The sequence below is a fragment of the Nocardia miyunensis NBRC 108239 genome (assembly GCF_001613065.1).
In the GTDB taxonomy this organism is placed as follows: Bacteria; Actinomycetota; Actinomycetes; order Mycobacteriales; family Mycobacteriaceae; genus Nocardia; species Nocardia miyunensis.
Window position 1 is genome coordinate 29,771 of sequence record NZ_BDBQ01000063.1, and the last position, 23,569, is coordinate 53,339.

The window sequence follows — 23,569 nt, forward strand, 5'->3', positions numbered from 1 at the left end:
GACGAATCCGAGGGAGGTCGGGTATGGACGAGGCAGCGCAGCAGGAACTGGTGCGTCGCATGACGGAGCTGGTCGCAGCCGATCCGCAGATTCGCGCGGTGATGCCGGATGCCGAGGTGGGCGCGGAGATGGCGCGCAACGACGTGCCGCTGGCCCGCGCGATCGCGACCCTCGCGCAGGGATACGCGGACCGTCCGGCGCTGGCCATGCGGGCGATGGAATTCGTCACCGACGAGACCGGCCGCACCCGAGGACGGCTGCTGCCGCGCTACGACGCGATCACCTACGGCGAGATGTGGCGGCGCGTCACCGCCGTCGCCGCGGCGTGGTATCACGACCCCGAATCACCGGTCCGCGCAGGTAATTTCGTCGCAACCCTCGGATTCACCAGTACCGATTACACGGTGGTGGATCTGGCCTGCACCGCGCTGGGCACGGTTTCGGTGCCGCTGCAGGCCGGCGCGCCCGCGGCGCAGCTGACCCCGATCGTCGCCGAGACCCGGCCGCGCGTGCTGGCCGCCAGCGTCGAACAGCTCGACACCGCGGTGGACCTGGTGCTGGCCACCGGATCACCGAGCACACTGATCGTCTTCGATCATCATCCGCGGGACGACGAACACCGCGCCGCGGTCGAAGCCGCCCGCGCCCGCCTGGCCGATCGCCCGGTGGTCGTGCGGACTCTCGCGCAGGACATCGCGCGCGGTGGCGAACTCCCCGAAGCGCCGCTGCACACCGGCGCGGGCGAGGATGCGCTGGCCCTGCTCGTCTACACCTCGGGCAGCACCGGAACGCCCAAGGGTGCAATGTATCCCGAGTCTCTGGTCGCAAGGATGTGGCGCAACGGCGCGGACCGGCCGTTCCCGTCGATCGGGTTCAGCTTCATGCCGATGAGTCACGTCGCCGGACGCGGCTCGCTGCTGTCCTGCCTGAGCCACGGCGGCACAGTGTATTTCGCGGCCCGCAGCGATATGTCCACGTTGTTCGAGGATCTGGCGCTGGCGCGTCCCACGATGCTGTTCTTCGTACCGCGCGTGTGCGACATGCTGTTCCAGCGTTTCCGCGGTGAGGTCGATCGCCGGGTGGCCGCCGGAGGTGTACCGGAGACCGTCGAGCAAGAGGTGAAAATCGAACTGCGCGACCAGGTTCTGGGCGGTCGCTTCATCATGGCCATCAGCAGCAGTGCGCCGTTGTCGGCCCAGCTGCGCGAATTCATGGCCTCGGTACTGGGATTCGGCATGGTGGACGGATACGGTTCGACCGAGTCCGCGGGCGGGATCATCGTCGACAACGTCGTCGTGCGGCCGCCGGTCACCGATTACAAGTTGATCGATGTCCCGGAACTGGGCTACTTCAGCACCGACAAGCCTTATCCGCGAGGGGAATTGCTGCTCAAGTCCGAGACGCTCATTCCCGGCTATTTCAAGCGCCCCGAACTGAACGCGGAGATCTTCGACGCCGAGGGCTTCTACCGCACCGGCGACATCATGGCCGAACACGGCCCCGACCACCTGGTGTACGTCGACCGGCGCAACAACGTGCTCAAACTCTCGCAGGGTGAATTCGTCACGGTCGCCAAGCTCGAGGCGGTCTACGCGGCGAGTCCGCTGGTCCGTCAGATCTACGTGTACGGCAGCAGCGAGCGGTCCTATCTACTCGCGGTCGTCGTGCCGACACCCGAATCTCTTGCCGCACATCCCGATACCGCAGACCTGACCACGGCGATCACCGAATCGCTACAGCAGGTCGCCCGTGCGGCCGAGCTGAACTCCTACGAGATCCCGCGTGCCATCCTGCTGGAGACGAAGCCGTTCACGCTCGACGACGGACTGCTCTCCGGAATCGGGAAACTGTTGCGGCCCAAGCTCAAAGAGCGTTACGGCGATCGGCTCGAGCAGCTCTACGCGGATCTGGCGCACGAACAGGACGCCGAACTGGCCGCACTGCGCCGCGGGGCCGCGGATCTGCCGGTACTGGAGACGGCCGGGCGCGCCGCGCGTGCGCTGCTGGGCTGCGCGACCAATGATCTGCGCCCGGATGTGCACTTCACCGATCTGGGCGGTGATTCGCTCTCGGCGCTGACGTATTCCACACTGCTGCAGGAGATCTTCGGAGTTGAGGTCCCGGTCGGCGTGATCGTCGGCCCCGCGACCGATCTGACCGCACTGGCCCGGTACATCGAGGCCGAGCGCGATTCCGGCGGCAAGCGCCCCACCGTCGCCGCGGTGCACGGGACCGGAAAGCAGATCCGCGCCGCCGATCTCACCCTGGACAAGTTCATCGATCGCGCGACCCTCGATGCCGCCCCGGACCTCCCGCGTGCGGCGCAGGCTCCCGCGACGGTTCTGCTGACCGGCGCGAACGGTTATCTGGGCCGCTTCCTGTGCCTGGAATGGCTGCAACGACTCGACGCCTCGGGCGGCCGGCTGATCTGCGTGGTGCGCGGCAGCGACGCGGACGCGGCCCGCGCCCGGCTGGACGAGGTCTTCGACAGTGGTGATCCGGAGCTCACGCGGCACTATCACGCGCTCGCCGAAGGTACCCTCGAGGTGCTCGCCGGTGATATCGGCGAGCCGAATCTCGGTCTGAGCGAGCAGGATTGGCGTCGGCTCGCGGAAACGGTCGATCTGATCGCGCATCCGGCGGCCCTGGTCAACCACGTGCTGCCGTACGGACAGTTGTTCGGCCCCAACGTGGTCGGCACCGCGGAGGTGATCCGCTTGGCCCTGACCGCGACGATCAAGCCGGTCACCTACCTGTCCACGGTGGCCGTCGCGACGCAGGTCGAGCCCGAGGCGTTCACCGAGGACGGTGACATCCGCGAGTTCAGCGCGGTGCGCTCGATCGACGACGGGTACGCCAACGGCTACGGCAACAGCAAATGGGCCGGTGAGGTGCTGCTGCGGGAGGCGAACGAGCTGTGCGGCCTTCCGGTGGCGGTCTTCCGGTCCGATATGATCCTGGCCCACTCGCGTTATGCCGGGCAGCTGAATGTCCCCGACATGTTCACCCGGCTGATGCTGAGCCTGCTGGCGACCGGGCTGGCGCCGAAGTCCTTCTACGCCACCGACTCTCAGGGAAATCGACAGCGTTCGCACTACGACGGGCTACCCGCCGATTTCACCGCCCTGGCGATCACCGTGCTCGGCGGCGAGGTCGCCGCGGGCTTCGAGACCTTCGATGTGCTCAATCCGCACGACGACGGCATCTCCCTGGACGAATTCGTGGACTGGCTGATCGAGGCGGGCCATTCGATCGAGCGGATCGAGGATTACGGCGAATGGTTCCGCCGGTTCGAGACCGCGGTGCGGGCGCTGCCCGAGGAACAACGTCAGCATTCGCTGCTGCCGCTGCTGCACGCCTACCGGTACCCGGGTATGCCACTGCGCGGTGCCGCCTTGCCCGCCAAGAAGTTCCAGGGCGCGGTGCAGGCCGCCGAGTTGGGACCCGATCGCGACATCCCGCACCTGAACCGGGCGTTGATCGAGAAGTACGCGACCGACCTGGCCTCGCGAAAGCTGTTGTAGGTCAACCCCATACCGGCCCGCTCAACGGTGCGCGGGTAGCTGTGTCCGTAGCTTCGGAACACAGCCCAGCGGCGCCCCGGCGACAACCCGGGACGCCGCCGGTATCTTGCCGGGACGGATATGCGATCGAGTGGGACGGTGTTCCTAGGTGATGATCCGCAGCGGATGTTCCAGCAGATCCTTGAACTGCTGCAGGAACTTCGCCGCGACCGCGCCGTCGATGGCGCGGTGATCGGCGGAGAGGGTGACCCGCAGGACCTTGCGGGACACCACCGAACCCGAGTCATCCAGTCGCAGTTCGTCACTCGCGCCGCCGACGGCCAGGATCGCCGATTCGGGCGGGTTGATGACCGCGGTGAACTGCTCGATGCCGAACATGCCCAGGTTCGAGATGGTGAACGTGCCGCCGGACATCTCCTCGGCGCGGAGCTTGCGGTCACGGGCGCGTTCGGCCTTGTCCCGGCTCTCGGCCGCGATGTCCGAGACGCTCTTGCGGTCCGCGTCGCGGATCACCGGGACGAGCAGCCCGGCCGGTGTCGCCACCGCGACGCCGAGATGAATTCCCTTGTGCTGCAGGAGTTTGTCACCGGCGAAGCTGACGTTCACGGACGGGTCCGTGCGCAGCGTGGCCGCGACCGCCTTGACGAGCAGGTCATTGACGCTGACCTTGCCCTTTCCGGCGGACTCGAGCGTCGCGTTGATCTGCACTCGGAAGGCCAGCAGGTCGGTGACGTCGATCGCGCTGGTCAGATAGATGTGCGGGGCCTGCTGCTTGCTCTCGGTGAGGCGGGTGGCCGAGACCTGCTGAATGCGGGTCAGCGGAATCTCGTCGTAGTCGCCGGGCGGAAGCGGGGCGGCCGCGGGGGCCGCGGGCTCCGGAGTAGCGGGTGCGGATTCGGTTGTGCGCTGGGCGGATTCGACGTCGCGACGGGTGATCCGTCCGCCGGGACCGGTGCCGGTCACCGAGGCGATGTCGACACCCAGTTCACGAGCGATCTTGCGTGCCAGCGGTGAGGACGGTCGGCGTTCCCCGGTTGCCGTCGCCGTCGCCGGAGCGGCGGGTTCGACCGCGGGCGCGGACTTCTCGGGTGCGGAGCGCTCGGGTTCGGGCGCAGCGGGGGAGACCTCGGATCCGCCGGTAGCGGCCGAGGTCCCCGGTGCCGCAGCGCTTGTGGCGCGCGCGGCCCCGCTGCCGTCTCCGACGAGTGCGATCGGTTCCCCGATCGGCACTCGCGCTCCCGCGTCGGCGAGGATCTGTTCGAGAACCCCGTCGTCGTAGGCTTCCAGCTCCATCAGAGCCTTGTCGGTCTCGATCTCGGCGATGACCTCGCCGCGAGCGACCGGATCTCCCACCTGTTTGAGCCAGGACGCGATGACGCCCTCCTCCATGGTGTCCGAGAGCCGGGGCATGGTGATTTCAGGCATTGCGTCCTCCAACGGCCGCAAGGGTTTCCATGGCGGCGGTGTACAGCGAGTCGGCCGACGGCAGGGCGAGCCGCTCGAGCGGCTTGGCGTAGGGCAGCGGCACCTCGGCCATGGCCACGCGGCGCACCGGCGCGTCGAGATAGTCGAAGGCACCGTCGGAGATGGAGGCGGCCACCTCCGCGCCGATGCCGTAGGTGAGCCAGTCGTCCTCGCCGATCACCGCGCAGCCGGTCTTGCGGACCGAGGCGACGAGCGTGTCGCGGTCCAGCGGGCGCAGGCTGCGCAGGTCGATGACCTCCGCCGAGATACCCTCGGCGGCAAGCTTTTCGGCGACCTGGGTGCAGACCGTGGCCATACGGGAGTAGCCGATCAGCGTGATGTCCGACCCCTCCCGGGTGACCGCGGCCTTGCCGATCTGCACGGGCGGAAGATCCTCGGGCACTTCACCTTTGGTGTTGTAGAGCGAGAGGTTCTCCAGGAACAGCACCGGATCGTCGTCCTGGATCGACGCCTTGAGCAGCGCGGCCGCGTCGGCCGGGGTGCTGGGGGCGACCACCTTCAGGCCCGGAACGAACGCGTAGTACAGCTCGATGTTCTGCGAATGGGTCGCGCCGAGCTGCTGACCGCCGCCGCCGGGCGTGCGGATGACCATGGGCACACTGGTCTGCCCGCCGAACATGCCGTAGATCTTGGCGGCGTGATTGACGATCTGATCCAGCGCGAGCAGGGAGAAGTTGATGGTCATGATCTCCACGACCGGGCGCAGTCCCAGCATCGCCGCGCCGATGGCCGCACCGGCGAAACCCTCCTCGGCGATCGGGGTGTCGCGGACTCGCTTCTCCCCGAATTCGGCCAGCAGACCGGCGGTGATCTTGTAGGAGCCCTCGAAGACGCCGATCTCCTCACCGATGAGGAATACGTCGTCGTCGCGTCGCATCTCCTGGCGCAGCGTCTCGCGCAGGGCTTCGCGATATGTGATGACGGGCAACGGAATAGACCTTCCTAGACGGCAGCCGCGGCCGGGAACAGCGGATCGGCGGGCAGGCGGCGCAACTCCCCGGGCACGGGGGTGGCATACGTGTAATCGAACAGGCTCGACGGATCCGGATGAGGGCTTGACTCGGCGAATTCCACAGCGGCGGCGACCTTCTCGGTGACCTCGGCCTCGATCGTCGCGGCCGACTCCTCGCTCAGCACACCGGCGGCGAGCAGCCGCGCGTGCCAGAGTGTGATCGGGTCGTGTTCGCGGGCTTCCGAAACCGCCTCGCTGGTACGGTATTTGGCCGGGTCCACCACCGAGTGGCCCTTGAGCCGATGGCTGACGGCCTCGAGCAGCGCCGGTTTCCCCTCGCGCCGGGCGGATTCGATGAGATCGCTCGCCGCGTCCCGCACCGCCAGCACGTCGGTGCCGTCCACGCGCTCACCGCGCATCCGGTAGGCCGCGGCACGCTTCCACAGATCCGGCTCGGCGGAGGACTTCTCGACCGTGGTGCCCATTCCGGTGTAGTTGTTGATCACCAGGAACACCACGGGCAGATGCCACAGCGCCGCGATGTTCAGCGATTCGTGGAACGCGCCGATATTCGTCGTGCCCTCGCCCATCTGGCAGACCACCACGTCGTCCTCGCCGCGATAGTCGATGGCCAGCGCCGCGCCGATGGCCAGCGGAACTTGACCGCCGACGATCGCGTAGCCGCCGAGCAGCCGGGTCGCGGTGTCGTACATGTGCATCGAGCCGCCCCAGCCTTTGGAGGTGCCGGTGGAGCGGCCGTACAGCTCGGCCATCACCCGGCCGGGCTCGATGCCCTTGGCCAGCGCGTAGCCGTGCTCGCGATAGTTGGTGAACAGGTAGTCGGTGGGACGCATGGCCGCGCCGAGCCCGACGACGGTCGCTTCCTCGCCGAGGTTCAGGTGGCAGTAGCCGCCGATCCGGGCCTGCTGATACGCCTGGGCGGTGCGCTCCTCGAAGCGGCGCACGAACAGCATGTCGCGATACAGCTCGCGCAGCGATTCGGGATCTGTTGCGGCGATCCGGCTTTCGACCGTCGATGCTTCGGCATCGGTGCGGTCGGCGAGCAGGCCCTGCTCCGGTGCGGCGCCGGGGTCCTGCGCGGGATCGGATTCGGCGGCGGGCCGGCGAGCCTTGCGCGTGGATTTGCGCGGAGTTGCGGTGGTCACTGTAGTGCTCCTCGAATTCGTTGCGGCATGGGCGGAATCGCGTTGTTACGCGCCGCTGCCGCCTCCGGCCCGCGTCGGCCGTGACTTGCGCGGTGGTGCGATGTGGACCGGCAGCCCGAGACCGGCCAGGGCCGCCTCCATGCCGATCTCGCCGAGGGTGGGGTGGGCGTGGATGGTGCCTGCGAGTTCGTCGAGGGTGGCCTCGATCGAAATGGCCAGTGCGCCTTCGGTGATCAGATCGCTGGCCGACGGCCCGATGATGTGCACGCCGAGCACCTCGTTGTGGCGCTGCCCGGCAACGATTTTCAGCATGCCCTCGGTATCGCCGTAGGTCTTGGCCCGGCCCAGTGCCGCGAACGGGAAAGAGGCGGTGACGATCTCGTGTCCCGCCGCGCGGGCGGCCTCCTCGGTCAGCCCGACGCTCGCGATCTCCGGATGGGTGAACGTCGCGGCCGGGATGACGGCGTAGTCGATATGCGTCTCGTGCCCGGCGATGGCATCGGCGGCGGTGAGACCCTGATGCGAGGCGACGTGCGCGAGCAATGCTTTTCCGGTGACATCGCCGATCGCGTAGACGTGCGGCACGCCGGTGCGCATCTGATCATCCACGGGGATGAAACCCCGTGCGTCGGTAGTGATTCCGGCGGAATCAAGATCGAGTGCGGCGGTATTGGGACGACGGCCGACGCCGACGAGCACCACATCCGCGTCGATTTCGCGCGCCTGCGGACCGCCGACCGCGACACGCAGCCCTGCCTCCGCCTGGCTGATGCCGGTGACCGTGGACCCGGTCAGCACGGTGATGCCGCGCTTGGTGAACGAACGTCCCAGCGCGGTCCCGATCGCGCTGTCCTCCAACGGCACCAGGCGATCCTGCATCTCCACGACCGTGACCTGCGCGCCGAAGGCGTGGAACAGGCTGGCCCACTCCGCGCCGACCGCACTGCCGCCGATCACGACGATCCGCCCGGGCACCTCGGTCAGCCCGAACGCGCCGTCGGAGGTGATCACGCCGGGCAGATCCGCACCGGGGACCGGCAATACGGCCGGTACCGAACCGGTCGCGACGATGACGTCGGTGGCGCTGATCTCCCGGACCGCGGCCGTGCCGGGCGCGGCGGCGTAGCGGGGGCCGCCGGGGAAGATCGGTGAGGTACCGGCCTCGAAGACCTGTACCGTGGTCGGCCCGGTGAATCGGGCGTGGCCCTCGATCACGGTGACGCCGTTGGCTTTCAGCAGTCCCGCGACACCGTCGGTGAGTTCCTTGACGATGCCGTCCTTGCGCTGCCGCACGGCGGCGAAGTCGAATCGGACGTCATCGGCGTATACCCCGAAATCGGCTGCGGCGCTGACGGTCTGGAATACCTCGGCGGACCGCAGCATGGCCTTGGTGGGAATGCAGCCCCAGTTCAGGCAGACCCCGCCGGGCCGTTCCTTCTCCACCAGCCCGACCGTCAGGCCGCGCTGAGCCGCCCGGATGGCGGCCACATAGCCACCCGGACCGCCGCCGATCACCAGTAGATCGAATTCCGGCACTCGTGGTGCTCCTCGTCTCGTACGAATACGACCGCGCCCGGATGTGGCACGTGTCATCACCGTCGAGTCTTGTCGCCACTGGGAGCACAAACAATGCACCGCAAGCCCAGGAATTCTGTTCCCAAACTGGGCGCAGCGCCCAATCCGGTGGTGCTATCGGGAGGTGTCGAGTCCGAGCGCCGCGAGGGCGAGGGAGAGTTCCAGCGCCGCGCGCTGATTGTCGATCGGCCGCCCCAGCAGACCGGAAATGCGCTGCAAGCGATTGATCACGGTATTGCGGTGGCAGTGCAGCCGGGGTGCGGCATTGGCCGCGGAACGGTTCTCCGCCAACCAGATCGACAGTGTGCGCAGCAGGATGTCGCGCTCCTTGTCCGGCAGTTCGAGCACCGGGCCCAAGGCGTGGGTGAGCAGTAGATCGGTCAGATCGGGGGAGCGGACCAGCAGCGCCTCGGGATACCGCTGCTCCAACGACACCAGACCGCTCGCCTCCCCGGACAGTGTCTGTAGCGCGATGAGCGCGAGCGCGTGCGCCGAATCCACCTGCGCCAACCCGGGCACCGGGGGCGAGGCCCCGGCCCGCCCGCGCACCTGCGGCCGAAGTTGTTGCAGCACAGCCTCATCGGTGCGATGTTCGAGCGAGACGATGCCGATCGTGGTGTCCACCCGGTCGTGCCAGACCGATCGGATGCCCGAGGCCGCCAGCGCCGTCTCGATGCCCGCGCGCAGCGGTCGCCCGGCGCCGCGTGCCGCCACCACCAGATATGCCCCCTGCGCGGGAAGGTTCAGCTCTCGCGCGGCTCGTGCGGCGAAGACGGCGTCGTGCGCCCGGCCCGACAGCAGATCCTCGATCAGCGCGTGGCGACGGCGCTCGTCCCGCCGGACCTGCTCGAGTTCGGTGTTGCGGTAGGAGGTCACCAGCGATGACGACAGGCCGTCCACCACCGCCCACATCGCCGTCCCGGTCTCCCGGATCTCCTGTGGCCCAACGTTTCCGGCCTTGTCCAGCAGCGCCTCCCAGACGATGCCGCCGCCGAGCCGGAAGGTGCGCAGCATCGCCTCCATCGGCACGCCCTGTTCGGCGCGATGCCGGCCGATCCCGGCGGCGACGTCGTCGGTCTCGGGATCGCCGCTCGCGCCGCCGAGCAGATCCAGGATCCGGGTCAGATAGCGGCGGCAGCCCTCCCGCAGATCCGCGCGCGGGACCGAGGTGTAGTCGGTCCATTCGGGGTTGTCGGTGAAGATCGCCGCCAGCAGTCGCCGGGTCATCGCCGGAACGTCGGCCCGGCACGCCTGGACCAGGGTGCGCGTCCCCGGGGTCGAAAGGGCAGGTTGTGGCGATGCCATGGCCAGCACGGTACGCCGAATCGATCAGGCGAGCGCGAGCGCCAGGAAGAAGTCGACCCGGTCCTCGAGCCGGGACAGATCGCGTCCGGTCAGCTCCTCGATCCGCGCGATCCGGTAGCGCAGCGTGTTGACGTGCAGATGCAGGAGTTCGGCGCTGCGGGCCCACGAGCCGTTGGTCTGCAGGAATATCCGCAGGGTGTGCACCAGATCCGCGCCGTTGTCCCGGTCGTAGGTGGTCAGCGGGTCCAGCAGGCGCAGCCGGAACATGCGGCGCACCTCGTCGGGGACGCTGGCCAGCAGCATCATGTGGGTGGCCAGTTCGTCGTGGCCGACGAGTGCGCCCGGGTGTCCGCGTCCGGCGGCCATGCGCCGGGCGTAGCGGGCCTGTTCGACCGCGCCGCGCAGTCCCTCGCCGTCGACGACGCCGCTGACCCCGATCGACAGCCGGATGCCGCCCAGACCGGGTTCGAGGGTGCGCAGAGCCGAGCCGATCGCGGCGACCGCCTCGTCGTCGGCGGGGATCAGCGCGATCGCCTCGCCGTCCACCAGACCCGTGGCAGGTGTTCTGCCATAGAGTATTTCGCGCAACAGCGCACGTAACTCCCTGGGCCGCAGCACATCCTCGGCCGCGGCGGCTACCGCGACGTAGCTGTCGCTCACCCCGAGACCGGTCAGCTCCAATCGCGAAATGATCTCCGCCGGTTTGGCATCGGAGACGATCAGCTGAACCAGTTCCTCGGCCAGCCGGCCCTCGGCGCGCTGGCGGTCGTCGTTGCGGGCCCGTTCGAGCGAGACGATGGCCGCGAGCTCCCCGGCGAGCGCGCGACGTTGCTCGGGCCAGTCCGAACAGTCCGAATCGAAGACCAGCAGCCAGTCCGCGACCCGGGAGGTGCCGAATTCGTCCACCGCGAACAGCGAACAGGGCCGCGGCTCGGTGCGGACCACGTGCGGCAGCCGCCGGGCGGACAGGAATTCGGTGACCGCCCGCGCGGGTGGCGGCTCGACCGGTCCGGCCACGACGCGGCCGGTCGTGGACATCACCCAGCAGCGCATATCCAGATCGCGCTCGATCAGCTCGAGGACCGACCCCAGGCCGGTGCCCGAGACCAGCTGCCGATGCCGGTCCAGAATCGCGGTCAGATCCGCCGCCCGGCCGGTGGACAGCATCCGGGTGACCCGCTCGGTGACGGTCGCGAACGCCACTCGCTCGTGCACCCGGAACAGCGGAATCCGGTACTTGCGGCAGGCCTGCACCACATCCTCGGGCGGTTCGCCGTACCGAGCGTCCCCGGCGGCCAGGGCCGCGGCCTTGGATCGGGCCAGCGCCGCGACGAAGATCTCGCTGTCCTGCGGCCCGCTGTGCCACTGCATACCGGTGAGCACCAGTTCACCGCCCGACAGATAGCGGCTGGGGTCGGGCAGATCCTGGGTGACGACCCAGCGCACGAACCGGTCGAGCTCCTCTTCCCCCGTGACGAGTTCTAGCCCCAGATCCGTCATCGCGAGCAGGGAACGTAGACGCATGATTGCGGACGCTAACAGCCGGCACACCCGGTTGTCGCCGTATCGTCGGCACTGGTGACCTCGCCGTAACGCGGGCGTCATCGCATTTGGAGGTACGTACGAACGACCCCGGGCGAACCGGTGCGCAGTTCGGAGTTCCGGTCGTGGCCGCGCGATGCCCCGGACGGGTGTACTGACCTGACACGTTTCCTGCCGATGGAGTGAAAGGCGACAGCGCAATGAGTAAGGTATCGCAAGCTGATCCGGCGGGGTCACCGTCTGCGGGCCGCCGGATCATCATCGAAAACGCTTATATCGCAACGGTTGTCGGCGAGGAGATCGCCAACGGGTACCTGACCGTCGACAACGGCAGGATCACCGGTCTCGGTACCGGGCTCGCGCCGGTCATCGAGGACGCCGAACGTATCGATGCCACCGGCTGCCTGGTCACCCCGGGCCTGGTGAACACCCACCACCACCTCTACCAGTGGGCCACCCAGGGCCTGTTTCAGGACGCCACCCTGTTCGAATGGCTGACCGGGCTGTACCGCACCTGGGCCCGCATCGATGCCGACATCACCTACGGCGCGGCCGCGGCCGGACTGGGCTGGCTGGCGTTGAGCGGAACCACCACCTCCACCGATCACCACTACATATTCCCCTCGGGCCGTGGCGATCTGTTCGAGGCCGAGGTTCGCGCGGCGGCCGAGGTCGGCATCCGATTCCACCCCTGCCGAGGCTCGATGGACCGCGGGCAATCCGACGGCGGTCTGCCGCCGGACGAGGTCGTGGAGACGATCGATCGCATCCTGGACGACACCGCCGCGACGATCGACAAGTACCACGATCGGTCCTTCGATTCGATGCTGCGCGTGGCCGTCGCGCCCTGTGCGCCGTTCTCGGTGAGCGAGACGCTCATGCGTGAATCGGCGATGCTGGCCCGCGACAAGGGCGTTCGCCTGCACACCCATCTGGCCGAGACGCTCGACGAGGAACAGCACTGCCGCGAGCAGATGGGCTGTACCCCGGTCGAATACATGGACAAGCTCGGCTGGCTGGGCCCGGACGTCTGGTTCGCCCACGCGGTTCATCTGCACGACAAGGATATTCAGCGTTTCGCCGAGACCGGCTCCGGCTCCGCGCACTGTCCGAGCTCCAATGCCCGGCTCGGCGCGGGCATCGCCCGGGTGCGTGATCTGCTGGCCGCGGGCGCACCGGTCGGGCTGGGGGTGGACGGCGCCGCTTCCGCAGAGCTGACGTCGATGGCCGGTGAAATGCGCCAGGCCATGCTCTTTCAGCGCGCGGTGCACGGTCCAACGGCCCTGACCGCCCGCCAGGCACTCGAGCTCGGCACCCTCGGCGGGGCGCGAAATCTGGGCCGCCACGACGAGATCGGCAGCCTCGAGCCGGGCAAGCTCGCCGACATCGCGATCTGGCGAGTGGACGGATTCCGTTCCGCCATCGACGATCCGGTGTGCTCACTGGTATTCGGTCCGACCCCGCCGCTGGCACGGCTGCTGGTGGGCGGGCGCACCGTGGTCGAGAACGACGAACTGCGCACCGTCTCACAGGATGTCATCGCCGCCGCCGGAAGCGCCGCCCGGAAAAGGCTTCTGCGAGAGGGGCTCGCATGACGGCGGTCCGATCCACCGCCCGGCCCCCGGACACACCGTGAGCCCGATGGCGTCCGCCGCCTACTGAGGAGGCCGTGCCATCCAGGCCGCGACCTGGGCCCGCGAGGCGAAGCCGAGTTTGCCGAGGATGTTCTCCAGATGCCGGTCGACGGTGCGCGGCGAGACCACGAGCCGTTGCGCGATCTGCCGGTTGCTCAGGCCCTCGGCGACGAGTTCGGCCACCTGCAGTTCGCGCGTGGTCAGTACGGCGTCGTCCTGCCGCGTGGGTTCGGCCGCACTCTCACGATTGTCCAGCGCCCGCGCCATCACCTGATCGTGATCGAGACCTTCGCCGCGCATGCGCTCGGCTCGCAGCACCGATTCGGGAAGCGCCGCGGCGGTTGTCCGCTCGCAAGCATCGTGCGGCTGCGCCAGGTAGGGTCCGAACGCGGTGATCGAGGTGCCGATCCGGCGCCATTCCGACTCGATCGCTCCGAGCAGCCACGCCGCCCGTCGGTATTCACCGCGAGCGGCGGCGATCCAGGCCAGCAGTTCCAGCATCAGGCTCGTGGCCACGCGATCGTTGAACGCGGTCTGGATCTGCAGTGCGGCATAGGTCGAGGTGACCGCCTCGTCGTTTTCGCCGTGCGTGTGCTGGTAGAAACCGAGGGCCCACAGGGCCAGCGACTTGCTCCATTGTTCGCCGCTCGCATCGGCCAGGGCGATCGTCTGCCGGGCCGTCCGGGGTGCGGTGTCGGGGCCGTCGCTCGCCTGGGACATGGCCAGCTGGAACAGGGTGAACCGGGTGAGACTCTCGTCGTCGGGGAAATCCGCGAGGACGCGCTCATAGATCACGATGGACTCCGCGTTATGGCCGCGGAACCTCGCGGATGTGCCGCGCAGACTGCTCGCCCAGCCGGTGGAGCGGCGGTCGTTCACGGCGACCGCCCGGGTGATGCACTCCTCCAGCGCCTGGTCGGCCGCGTCGCGATCGCCCTGCAGCAGCATCACCCACGCCGCTACCCACAGCGCCGGGATCCGTTCGGGGCTGTCCGGGTCGCCACAGCGCAACGCTCGCTCGGCCCATTGGCGTCCGTCGCTGAGGAATCCATCGGCACACCAGTGGTAGCGAAGTGCGGTGACCAGCGCCAGCCCCTTGTGCGCGGCGGTCGGCTCGTTGGTGGCCCAGTCGAGTGCCGCTCGGAGGTTGTCGTGCTCGCGGCGCAATTCGGCCAGGCTGGCCGCCTGGCCGGGGCCGTTCCACTCTTCGGCGCTTCGCTCGGCGAGCGCGAGGTAGTAGTCGCAATGCCGCTCACGCCGGACATCGGTTTCGCCCAGTTCGGTCAGCCGGTGCCCGCCGTACTCGCGGATCGTTTCCAGCATCCGGTACCGGGGCGGACCGTCGCTCGGGGCGAATGTCAGGATCGACTGGGTGATCAGGTGGTCGATCAGGTCCAGAATCTGTTCGCGCGGCAGGTCGGGACCGCTGCACACGCCCTCCGCCGCGGCCAGGGTGAATTCGCCGGCGAAAACCGACAGGCGCGCCCACAGCAACTGCTCCGCCGGTCCGCTCAGCTCGTAGCTCCAGTCGATCAGCGCGCGCAGGGTCCGCTGTCGCGGCACGGCCGCCCGCGAGTCGAAGTCCAGCAGGGTGAACCGGTCGTCGAGTCGTTCCAGGAGCCCGGACATCGTCAGGGAGCGCAGCCGGGATGCGGCGAGTTCGATGGCGAGCGGGATGCCGTCCAGCCGGTAGCAGACGCGCGCGACCGCCTCTGTCTCCCCTTCGGTCACCGTGAATTCCGGACGTACTGCCCGGGCGCGTTCCAACAGCAGCGTCGGCGCTTCGAAAGCGGTCAGTGCCGTCGGTGTGATCGTCGTGCCCGAGTCGGGGATCGACAGCGGCAGGACCGGGTACACATGCTCGCCCACGATCCGGAGCGCTTCCCGGCTGGTGGCCAGAATCCGCAGCTCAGCGCATGATTTGAGCAGGTGCTCGCACAGCGCGCCGGTACTTTCGACCAGATGTTCGCAGTTGTCGAGAACGATCAACGCATCGAGATCGGCGAGATGGTCGACGAGTTGACTCTCGGCGGTCCGGTTCGACATATCGATGATGCCCAGACTGGTCATCACCGCCTGTGCCACCAGAGCCGGATTGCTGACGCAGGCGAGATCCACGAACCAGACACCGTCCGGGAATGGAGTGGCGGCCGCGACCTCGGTGGCCAGCCGTGTCTTACCCACCCCGCCCACACCGGTGAGCGTGACCAGTCGCGCGGTCGTGAGCAGCTTGCGGACCTCGCGGATATCCCGTTCCCGTCCGACGAAGCTGGTGATCGCGAACGGCATGTTACCGACCATGCGAGCGTGCCTGCGTCTGGCCACGACACCAATCTAACCGCGTCGAGTACCCAGCATCCCCGTAGCGAATAACGAGTTGATGCGAAAGCTGCGTCGCCGTCCTCCGCCCTGTTTTCGGTGCCTGGTTCAGCCGGGAGGCAGGTATACGGGTACTTATCTGGGTACGAGGATGGGTAATTCCACGGATGCCGGATGGGTGTAAAAGACGAGAATTACAGGGGCAAGCGACAGAAGTGCCAGCCTTTCGGCGGAGCGTTCACCGCACGACGACCCCACCGGCACGGCTTGCGGCCCCTGCGGCTCACAACGGAGTGCAGCCGAGGTCGAGCAGTGCCGCTCGGTGGGGCCACGACCTTGTGCGGCGAACCGAAACCGGATCATCCGATGCACACTGTATTGCCCCTCGCCTACGGATACCTACGCACCGATCTACTGCGCGATCGCGACCCGAATTCGGTTGAACAGCGGCTACGAGCCGCCGCGGACTCACTCGGGTACGCACTGGGCACCGTCTTCTACGAGCCGGTTCCCCACGACGGGACCCTGCCACCGGCGTTCGTCGAGCTGGTCCAGGAATGCCGCCGAACCGAAGCGCACACGGTCCTGACCATGCACGGACACCTGTCCTGCATGTCCGTGTGTCACAAAGTCCTCGAGGCGATCCTCGGAGGACACCCCGGCGGCATGATCCGGGAAGTCGAGCCGGAATGGGAGGCCTGCTGATCATCAGCAGCGGCACAGTCCGCACGACAACCGCCTGAACTTCGACCCCCCACCCGGGTCCCGGGTGCACGTCGTCTCCGATGAGACGGTGCGTCCGGTGATGGCGGCCGCGGTGACGGGGTGCCATCTTTGCGGCGGAAATCTTCGACCGCGGTCATCCGTCGAGCCATCGTTCGATCTCTCGTCGAGTGTTTCGGTGGGGTCTGCGGGTAGCTTCAGTGCGATGCTTGCTCGATCCGCATCGCTCGGCTCGGCGAGGCTCCGCCTCGCAACGCCCGAGTCCCATGGCAATTCGCTCGCCGAGTTCATCCATACGTCCCCCTGAGGCGGAGCCTGCTTCTTCGTAGACTTGAAAAGCTCTGTGGTGCAGATGGAATAGTCTGATCATGTCGTCCTCGGCCCGGCAATCGGCAGGTGCTGTCGAAAGTGTTGCGCGCTTTCGTATTTCCGAATTGCATTCCCGCGCATGCGGGATGGCAGCGTGTCACTCGCGAGGCGAATCCCGTGGGCTCTCCCGGAATCGCCGACAGTCGCAGATGCAGCACGGCAGTTGGAACTGACAGCTCGGCGGCAGCGGAGAATTACCGAAGATCCTGAATTCTCACTGGAAGTGCTGTTGTCCGAGGCAACCTTGCGGCATCAGGTCGGCAGCCGGGAGGTGATGGCCGAGCCAGTGAGGCACCTTGCAACACCAGGCGTCTGGTGCTGGAGATCGCATCGCAGAGGAGTACGGCGCGTGAGCAAAAGGCTATCCGGCGCAATCTGGTTCAAGAGTAGTCATAGTCAGACGGCGGAGATTGCGTCGAGGTTGCCCATCTCTTCGGCGGATCGGTCGGTGTCCGTGACTCGAAGAATCCACTCAGTCGTTGATATCGTCGGAGTCGTAGTCGATATCCAAGTTCTCGGGCCGCGGCGGCCACTCGGGAGTCGTAACCAAATTTCCTGTCCACGGATCTATCCGTACAATCGGATAGTTGGTCTGCGCCGATAGTCCAGTGCGAGTCCACAGCGACGTTTCACCGTCATATAGTGTGACCTCGGATGCCTCGGTGCTGTCAGTGAGAAGGAGTTTCCATCCGTTCCTGAAGGCGATCCTGGCGGCACCCGATTTGAAGAATACCGGTGATACGACCGGGGAGCCGAGATATTGTTCAACGGCTTCTCGCGCCCAATGCGTGATCGTCTGCCGTTCTGGCGCATTTTTCGCGAGCGATCGGGGCGAAAGTTGTGCATCGTATCCGACGGTGAGCTTGAAGGAATTGTTGAAGATCAGCTCGATGATATTTGGCTGCCAGATGACTCGGCAAACCTCGCCGCCCCGCATCGGCGATATGATCCAGCGATCGTTATATTCCTTAATTTGTTGATCTGCAGCATTCCCGTTCATCAGTTCCCCTCGAGTTCGTCCAGGATGTTTCCGATGCTGTCTTCCGAAGGGGTACCATCCGGCATCTTTACGTGTACCTCACCGGAATCCAGGTCGACTACGACATCCGGATTTTTATTGCCGCCGTTACCTCGTCACCCGCCTTGCGCTTTGATCTTGTGAATCGCATCCTTGACTGCAGCCGGAGGGTATCCGAATGTGCTCGCAATCTTGTTGACCTTGGTCGTCATCGAGTTGGCGGCGAATGGCGCCGACCACGGCGGTGACGACGATAGTGGTCTCGAGAGTGTTGATCGCGCTGGAGGTGTCGTGACCAAGAGCGACAGTGGCGTCGTGATAATTGCCGATAGGGGAGGCTACGTTTTGTGTGGCCGTAGCGACAGTGTCAGCTCCGTTTTTCAGAGTGATGAAGTGGTCCTGGCTCAGCTGCAGGTTCTGTCGGTCATCCATCCCGTCGAACATCGCCGAGTACTCGCTGACCTGATTTATGGCAGGGCGGGTTGGCGCGGGATTGCTCTTGTTGGCGATGCCGTAGTTGTAGCCCATCGCGTACAGGGCTGTCCCGTAGTTGGTGAGGGCGTTGGCCAGGCTCGAGCACGCCTGCATTGTCTGCTGGGCGGCGGTGTCGTATGCCTTGCCCCATTCTTTGCAGCCAGGCGCATCGCCTGCCATACCGGCGCACTTGCCTTTGACGGCATCATGTACCGGTTTATCGGTCCTACGCAGATCATCTGCGAGATCGTGACATTTCTTGGCAGCGTCGTAATAGGTCTGCCAATCGACGATCATGTTTGTCCGCTCTCGAGTATGCGGCGATTGGTATCGATCGCGGTCGTGTAGCGGCCGTGGGCTTTTTTGGCGGCATCACTCATCTCGGAGATGCCTTCGGCGAGTTCCTTTGCGCTGGAGAGCCATTGGGTGTGGGCGTCGGAGTACGCAGCTGCGGCAGCGGATTCCCAGCTGCCAGTGGAAAGAGTTTTTACCTTGCGGTCGAGCTCATCGAGGTGTTCACGCAGGAATCCGGACAAGCCACTCAATTGGCCAACGATCCGGTCGAGTTGGTCGAGGTCGACGGTGAACTCGGAACTCATGGCAGATCCAGACTTGAGATGCGGTTGGCATTACCGGTATCGGCCGAGCGGTAGCTGTCAGCGGTCACGCCGAGTTTCTCGGCCAGACTGGTGAGCTCCTGCATGAGTTGCGTTCCGCCGTGGTGGGCTTCGCTCCACCCGGCGGAGAATTCGGCGGCGGCGTCGCCGGTCCAGTGCTGGCCGAGTAGAGCATCGACCTCCCGAGCGGCTGAACTCAGTGCCTGCTTCATGGTGTCGGCGATGTTGTATACGTACTGCCCGACCGCTTGCACATCGTCGGGAACTACTGACAGGTTCTGACCGAAGATCCCCCGCTACTGCTCATGCTCGTGACAATATCGGCGTGATCCCAGCTGCGTCCAGAAGCTGATGGCCGAACTCGCACCTCCCTGGACAGCTCGCCGTCGCCTGCTTCGGCGACCCCGCGTGCTGTCAGGATCGTGCAACGCCAGCCGCACTGTCGTACCAATACCTTGGGATCAGGCCGGATTCAGCTGGGACGCTTCAGATCTCGGTGCGATTGCGATCTCGCTGTTCCCCGGTAGTGTCCCCACGCTCGAATGCGGTGGCGTTCGATGCCCGCGGTGCGTTGCCGCCATCCTTCGCGGGCTGTAGATCCCGCGCCGCGCTCTGCTCCCGGATGGCCGCACGTCTGCGGCTGCGTCTACTGGGCCTGTGCGGTGCCGAGGTGGTCGGTTCGAGCAGGGTGCGGATGCGTTGGGGCCATCCGGGGGCGACGTTTCCCTCGCGTGCGCGTTCGGAGAGATATGCGCCGGCGATACAGTCGATGAAGGTTTCCACGTCCAAATCCCTGCGAGCGCCGCCCTGTTCGGCGGCGGTCTCGACGACATGGGCGAGTGCGGCGCGATGTCGCTGTACGACAGTGCGAATCGCGGCGGTCGACTCGGAGCCGTTGTCGACGAGCAACGCGCCCACGCCGCCCGGGCCTATTCCCGTATCCACTGAAGCCCCCGCCGACGCTCCCGACCGCGTCGTGCTGCTCGTGACTCCGACCGCAAACGGCACCCAATAGGGTAATCCGCCCGGGCGCGCGACAATCCACTAGTGCCACAGTGACATTCGCATCTCAGCAACATTGCGACAAGTGTCACGGCGCAGGGTGGCCGATGTGCGGGAGACATCGGCCGGAGACAAGTCCGTCTCGGCCGACCTTCCGTATGGTGGAGCAGATGGCCGAGTGGGGCCGGTGCCGGAACGGTCCGCATCAATTCTCACCACGGTCACCGGTGATGTTGCACTACAAGGTAGTTGGTGCTCCGTCTCAGAGGGGCGGGATGGCAGGCCGGGATCGCTCGATCAGTGCGGTGGCCTGGTCGAGTTGGGTGGTGAAGGCTTCCGGGGTGAGAGTCGCGATGCGAATGAGCAGGTGGCGTGCTCCGGCCTGGACGTACTGATCCAGTTGGGCGGCAACCTGTTCCGTTGATCCTGTCATCATCACCTGGATCTGCTCGACCTGTTCCAGGGGCATGCGGTAAGTGGCTTCGCAGTAGTCGGCCAGGGCGGCGCGGCCGCGGACTGGATCGTCGTCGATGTAGACGGTCGCGAAAAGAGCTGGGGTGATGGAGGCTTCGTCGCGTCCGGCAGCTGTGCTCGCCGCGTGGATCGCGGTCAGGCCGGATTCGTAGTCGCGGACATCCGGTGGATAGGGGAGCCAACCGTCGTAGAGGCGACCTGTGCGGCGCAGGGCTGCGGGGGTTATTCCGGCGAGCCAGATCGGTGGTCCGCCGGGACGGTGGGGACGCGGCACCTCGGGCAGCCAGTCGTAGTGTAAAACCTTGCCGTGGAAGGGGTTCGAGTTACCCGACCACAGTTGACGCCAGAGGCGCACGGTGTCGTCGAGATATGCGAAGCGGGTTCGGAAATCGACTCCGGACAACTCGAATTCGGGCTCGCTGATGCCCGGGAATCCGGCCCCGACGCCGAGGACGATGCGGCCCCGCGACAGCAGATCCAGCGAGGTCAGGGTCAGTGCGGTGTGGACCGGGTTGCGGTAGGCGGGGATCAGGGCGGCGGTGCCGAGGATGATGCGTTCGGTTGCTGTCGCGGCGGCCGCGAGCAGTGTCAGGGGTTCGATTCGCGCGCGCAGGAGGGAGTCGCCGACCCAGGCCGAATCGAATCCTCGCTGCTCGGCGGTCACCACCAGGTCGAGCAGCGCGTGTGCCGAACCTCCGGCCGCGAGCTGGGCTTGTCCGGCGGGAAGCAGTAGTCCGTATCGGATGTCTTTCACCGCTTCAGGATTCGCCGCGGCGCGGTCGGGAGACAATTCCCTGCAGGGTATCGCGAGGCGTTGTTCCGGCTGCGGAAAATTTGCCGAATGCGCAATGCTTTTCAGCGCCGCGCTGTTGGTGGTCTGTGCGGTGGTGGTGCTACTGCTGACGCGGCGGAATTCGGACGCCGACGATTCCCTGGCCGGGGCGCGCTCGGCCTGAGCCGCGCCGACCGAGGTGGCACCGTCGGCGAATTCGACAGTGCTGGAGGGGAATCGGGTCCGCGTTTCGGCGAAAGGCGCACGGTCAGGCGGGGCCTGCGGCATCGAGCGTTGCGAGTAACTCTCGCAACGTTTCTCGCTGGGTTTCGGACAATGCCGCGAAGGTCTCCGCCGCGGCTTCGCGACGGGCCTCGGACATTCGGGTCAGGATGCGGTGCCCGGCTTCGGTGGGGGTGACCAGGGTGGATCGGCGGTTGGCGGGGTCGGGGGCCCTGTTCACCAACCCCGCGTCCACGAGGGCGTCGACGACCGTGGTCGCGGACCGGGGGACGATGTCGAGACGTTCGGCCAAGGCGGACATGCGCAGCGGCTCCGGGGCGCGGCCGATGGTGCGCAGGGCGCGGCTCTGTGCGGGGGTCAGGCCCAGGGGTGCCAGGCGGGCCATCTGGTTGCGGTGGATGCGTTTGCTGGTCCGCCGGAACAACTCCGGCAGATCTGTCTCCGTGGTGGGAATCCGGGTGGCATCGGCCATGATTCTGAGCTTAGCTCATTGTTGTATGGAATAATTGTGAGCCAAGCTCAGTTAGGGCGAAGTAGTTCCCGAAAAGGAGGCGCCTATGGCAGCCCAATCCCCACCCGAGTTTCGCCGCATCCTGCGGCTGTTCCGGCCCTATCGCGCACGGTTGACGCTGGTCGCCGCGCTGGTCGGGCTTTCCTCGGTCGTCTCGCTGGCCTCGCCGTTCATGTTGCGCGCGGTCCTGGACGACGCCCTGCCGCACGGCCGCACCGGACTGCTCACGGTCCTGGTCGCGGGCATGATCGCCGTGGTCGTGCTGACCAGTGTGTTCAGCGTGTCGCAGACCTATATCTCCACCGCGGTCGGCCAGCAGGTGATGCACGACCTGCGCGCGTCGGTGTACGCGCGGCTGCAGAGCATGCCGCTGGCCTTCTTCACCACCACCCGCACCGGCGAGGTGCAATCGCGCATCGCCAACGACATCGGCGGCATGCAATCCACCGTCACCACGACAGCCACATCCATCGTCTCGAACTTCACCTCCGTGACCGCCGCGATCATCGCGATGTTCGCGCTGGATTGGCGGCTCGCGGCCGTATCGCTGCTGATGCTGCCGTTCTTCGTCTGGATCAGCCGTCGCGTCGGCGACGAGCGTCGCCGGATCACCGCGGCGCGCCAGCGCAAACTCGCCGGAATGTCGGCGATCGTCGAGGAATCGCTGTCGGTCAGCGGAATCCTGTTGGGGCGCACCATGGGTCGCGCATCCGCCCTGATCGATGAATTCACGGGGGAGTCGCGCGGGCTGGTCGATCTGGAGATCCGCTCCAGTATGGCCGGGCGCTGGCGGCAGTCGACCATCCAAATCGTCATGGCCGCAATGCCCGCGGTGATCTACTGGGTCGCCGGGCTCAGCTCCGCGCGCGGGCATTCGCTGGTGTCCATCGGCACCCTGGTCGCCTTCACTACCTTGCAGACGAGCCTGCTGCGTCCGGCGGTGCAGCTGCTCTCCACCGGAGTGGATATGCAGAGCTCGATGGCGTTGTTCGGCAGGATCTTCGAATACCTCGACCTGCGTTCGGATATCGAGGAACCGGCTCGTCCGGTCGCGCTGCCCGCCTCGGGCGTCGCGGGGACGGTGCGGTTCGAACACGTCGGATTCGCCTACGATCCGCAGGATCGACAAGTGCTGGGGGACATCGACATCACCGTTCCGGCCGGGACGTCTCTGGCGATCGTCGGCGAAACCGGTTCGGGCAAGACGACTCTCGGATATCTGGTGGCCCGGCTGTACGACGCGAACTCGGGGCACGTCCGCATCGACGGAATCGACGTGCGGGACCTGAGTTTCGCCGATCTGTCCGCCGCCGTCGGCGTGGTCTCCCAGGAGACGTACCTGTTCCACGCCTCGGTCGCCGACAACCTGCGCTTCGCCAAACCCGATGCCACGGATGAGGAATTGATCGCCGCGGCGCGGGCCGCGCAGATCCACGACCACATCGCGAGCCTGCCCGACGGATACGACACCCTCGTCGGCGAACGCGGCTACCGCTTCTCCGGCGGTGAGAAACAACGCCTGGCCGTGGCCCGCGCCATCCTGCGCAATCCGCCGATCATGGTGCTCGACGAGGCCACCAGCGCCCTGGACACCCGCACCGAACGCGAGGTCCAAGCCGCCATCGACGCCCTGTCGGCCGGTCGCACCACGATCACCATCGCCCACCGCCTGTCCACCATCCGAGACGCCGACCAGATCGTCGTCTTGGACGCCGGATGCGTCGTCGAACGCGGAACGCACCGAGAACTCCTGGAGCGCAACGGTTTCTATGCCGACCTGCTGTCCCGGGACGCGATTCTCGAGCCCGCCGCATGAAGGGCCGATAACAACCGGCCCGAAGGATCCGGCGGGGAACTATCGTGG

At 66.7% G+C, this 23,569-nt stretch carries 18 protein-coding genes and 2 pseudogenes; 6 read left to right on the forward strand and 14 right to left on the reverse strand.

The genetic code is table 11. From position 1 onward, the window contains the following. Nucleotides 1–23 precede the first annotated feature (23 nt). The gene (gene car / locus NM2_RS27165; RefSeq protein ID WP_067674273.1) at nt 24–3,524 is read left to right on the forward strand and encodes a carboxylic acid reductase; all 3,501 of its coding nucleotides are present in this window, start codon (nt 24–26) and stop codon (nt 3,522–3,524) included. A gap of 144 nt (nt 3,525–3,668) precedes the next feature. Here car and NM2_RS27170 read toward each other — a convergent pair whose 3' ends face one another. From NM2_RS27170 to NM2_RS27195, 6 genes are all read right to left on the reverse strand, one after another. Next, nucleotides 3,669–4,949 (reverse strand): dihydrolipoamide acetyltransferase family protein, encoded by a 1,281-nt coding sequence (locus tag NM2_RS27170; protein ID WP_174575683.1) that lies wholly within the window; start codon nt 4,947–4,949, stop codon nt 3,669–3,671. Continuing rightward, entirely contained in the window at nt 4,942–5,928 is a 987-nt protein-coding gene (locus NM2_RS27175; protein ID WP_218026002.1) for an alpha-ketoacid dehydrogenase subunit beta, read from the reverse strand. Before NM2_RS27175 ends, NM2_RS27170 begins: the two co-directional genes overlap by 8 nt. Nucleotides 5,929–5,951: 23 nt before the next feature. After that, a complete protein-coding gene (gene pdhA / locus NM2_RS27180; protein ID WP_084531598.1) occupies nt 5,952–7,127 on the reverse strand; it encodes a pyruvate dehydrogenase (acetyl-transferring) E1 component subunit alpha in 1,176 nt (391 codons plus the stop codon). Nucleotides 7,128–7,172: 45 nt separating this feature from the next. Beyond that, entirely contained in the window at nt 7,173–8,663 is a 1,491-nt protein-coding gene (lpdA, locus tag NM2_RS27185) for a dihydrolipoyl dehydrogenase (protein WP_067674279.1), read from the reverse strand. Between the two features lie 153 nt (nt 8,664–8,816). After that, nucleotides 8,817–10,007 (reverse strand): PucR family transcriptional regulator, encoded by a 1,191-nt coding sequence (locus NM2_RS27190; RefSeq protein ID WP_067674387.1) that lies wholly within the window; start codon nt 10,005–10,007, stop codon nt 8,817–8,819. 24 nt (nt 10,008–10,031) lie between these two features. Continuing rightward, nucleotides 10,032–11,531, reverse strand: a complete 1,500-nt coding sequence (locus NM2_RS27195; RefSeq protein ID WP_067674282.1) for a PucR family transcriptional regulator — start codon at nt 11,529–11,531, stop codon at nt 10,032–10,034. A gap of 218 nt (nt 11,532–11,749) precedes the next feature. On the opposite strand from NM2_RS27195, the gene NM2_RS27200 reads away from it, so the two are divergent. Continuing rightward, a complete protein-coding gene (locus NM2_RS27200; protein WP_174575684.1) occupies nt 11,750–13,144 on the forward strand; it encodes an 8-oxoguanine deaminase in 1,395 nt (464 codons plus the stop codon). 60 nt (nt 13,145–13,204) lie between these two features. Here the strand turns inward: NM2_RS27200 and NM2_RS27205 are convergent, their stop codons facing one another. Next, entirely contained in the window at nt 13,205–15,472 is a 2,268-nt protein-coding gene (locus tag NM2_RS27205) for an ATP-binding protein (RefSeq protein ID WP_218026000.1), read from the reverse strand. A 396-nt stretch (nt 15,473–15,868) separates the two neighbouring features. Here NM2_RS27205 and NM2_RS27210 point away from each other — a divergent pair, with 396 nt between their 5' ends. From NM2_RS27210 to NM2_RS50980, 3 genes and pseudogenes are all read left to right on the forward strand, one after another. After that, entirely contained in the window at nt 15,869–16,207 is a 339-nt protein-coding gene (locus NM2_RS27210) for a hypothetical protein (protein ID WP_157121334.1), read from the forward strand. A gap of 466 nt (nt 16,208–16,673) precedes the next feature. Further along, nucleotides 16,674–16,886: pseudogene (locus NM2_RS53070) on the forward strand (Scr1 family TA system antitoxin-like transcriptional regulator); the annotation flags it as partial. A 57-nt stretch (nt 16,887–16,943) separates the two neighbouring features. After that, nucleotides 16,944–17,065: pseudogene (locus tag NM2_RS50980) on the forward strand (DUF397 domain-containing protein); the annotation flags it as partial. Nucleotide 17,066: 1 nt separating this feature from the next. Here the strand turns inward: NM2_RS50980 and NM2_RS27215 are convergent. The 7 genes from NM2_RS27215 to NM2_RS27245 all read right to left on the reverse strand — a co-directional run bounded on the left by NM2_RS27215 (nt 17,067) and on the right by NM2_RS27245 (nt 21,666). Next, a complete protein-coding gene (locus NM2_RS27215) occupies nt 17,067–17,594 on the reverse strand; it encodes a hypothetical protein (RefSeq protein ID WP_157121335.1) in 528 nt (175 codons plus the stop codon). Between the two features lie 126 nt (nt 17,595–17,720). Beyond that, the gene (locus NM2_RS27220; protein ID WP_067674288.1) at nt 17,721–18,383 is read right to left on the reverse strand and encodes a hypothetical protein; all 663 of its coding nucleotides are present in this window, start codon (nt 18,381–18,383) and stop codon (nt 17,721–17,723) included. Continuing rightward, complete coding sequence (locus NM2_RS27225; protein ID WP_067674290.1) at nt 18,380–18,685, reverse strand: WXG100 family type VII secretion target; 306 nt, start codon at nt 18,683–18,685, stop codon at nt 18,380–18,382. Before NM2_RS27225 ends, NM2_RS27220 begins: the two co-directional genes overlap by 4 nt. Continuing rightward, nucleotides 18,682–18,993: a WXG100 family type VII secretion target gene (locus tag NM2_RS27230; protein ID WP_067674292.1), complete on the reverse strand. Its 312-nt coding sequence runs from the start codon at nt 18,991–18,993 to the stop codon at nt 18,682–18,684. The genes NM2_RS27225 and NM2_RS27230 overlap by 4 nt, the downstream gene beginning before the upstream one ends. 196 nt (nt 18,994–19,189) lie before the next feature. Next, a complete protein-coding gene (locus NM2_RS27235) occupies nt 19,190–19,648 on the reverse strand; it encodes a hypothetical protein (RefSeq protein ID WP_157121336.1) in 459 nt (152 codons plus the stop codon). Nucleotides 19,649–19,967: 319 nt separating this feature from the next. After that, nucleotides 19,968–20,933 carry an LLM class flavin-dependent oxidoreductase gene (locus NM2_RS27240; RefSeq protein WP_218026001.1) on the reverse strand — a complete coding sequence of 322 codons (966 nt, stop codon included), beginning with the start codon at nt 20,931–20,933 and terminating at the stop codon, nt 19,968–19,970. A 286-nt stretch (nt 20,934–21,219) separates the two neighbouring features. Next, nucleotides 21,220–21,666 carry a MarR family winged helix-turn-helix transcriptional regulator gene (locus NM2_RS27245; RefSeq protein WP_084531600.1) on the reverse strand — a complete coding sequence of 149 codons (447 nt, stop codon included), beginning with the start codon at nt 21,664–21,666 and terminating at the stop codon, nt 21,220–21,222. 85 nt (nt 21,667–21,751) lie between these two features. On the opposite strand from NM2_RS27245, the gene NM2_RS27250 reads away from it, so the two are divergent. After that, nucleotides 21,752–23,521, forward strand: coding sequence for an ABC transporter ATP-binding protein (locus NM2_RS27250; protein ID WP_067674295.1), 1,770 nt, complete (start codon nt 21,752–21,754; stop codon nt 23,519–23,521). Nucleotides 23,522–23,569 lie beyond the last annotated feature (48 nt).

Coding starts and splice junctions, on each gene's coding strand:
- NM2_RS27215 (WP_157121335.1), bottom strand. CDS start 17,594: ATGAACGGGAATGCTGCAGATCAACAAATTAAGGAATATAACGATCGC.
- NM2_RS27245 (WP_084531600.1), bottom strand. CDS start 21,666: ATGGCCGATGCCACCCGGATTCCCACCACGGAGACAGATCTGCCGGAG.
- NM2_RS27170 (WP_174575683.1), bottom strand. CDS start 4,949: ATGCCTGAAATCACCATGCCCCGGCTCTCGGACACCATGGAGGAGGGC.
- NM2_RS27200 (WP_174575684.1), top strand. CDS start 11,750: ATGAGTAAGGTATCGCAAGCTGATCCGGCGGGGTCACCGTCTGCGGGC.
- NM2_RS27205 (WP_218026000.1), bottom strand. CDS start 15,472: ATGCCGTTCGCGATCACCAGCTTCGTCGGACGGGAACGGGATATCCGC.
- NM2_RS27210 (WP_157121334.1), top strand. CDS start 15,869: ATGCACACTGTATTGCCCCTCGCCTACGGATACCTACGCACCGATCTA.
- NM2_RS27195 (WP_067674282.1), bottom strand. CDS start 11,531: ATGCGTCTACGTTCCCTGCTCGCGATGACGGATCTGGGGCTAGAACTC.
- NM2_RS27225 (WP_067674290.1), bottom strand. CDS start 18,685: ATGAGTTCCGAGTTCACCGTCGACCTCGACCAACTCGACCGGATCGTT.
- NM2_RS27220 (WP_067674288.1), bottom strand. CDS start 18,383: ATGATCGTCGATTGGCAGACCTATTACGACGCTGCCAAGAAATGTCAC.
- NM2_RS27190 (WP_067674387.1), bottom strand. CDS start 10,007: ATGGCATCGCCACAACCTGCCCTTTCGACCCCGGGGACGCGCACCCTG.
- car (WP_067674273.1), top strand. CDS start 24: ATGGACGAGGCAGCGCAGCAGGAACTGGTGCGTCGCATGACGGAGCTG.
- NM2_RS27250 (WP_067674295.1), top strand. CDS start 21,752: ATGGCAGCCCAATCCCCACCCGAGTTTCGCCGCATCCTGCGGCTGTTC.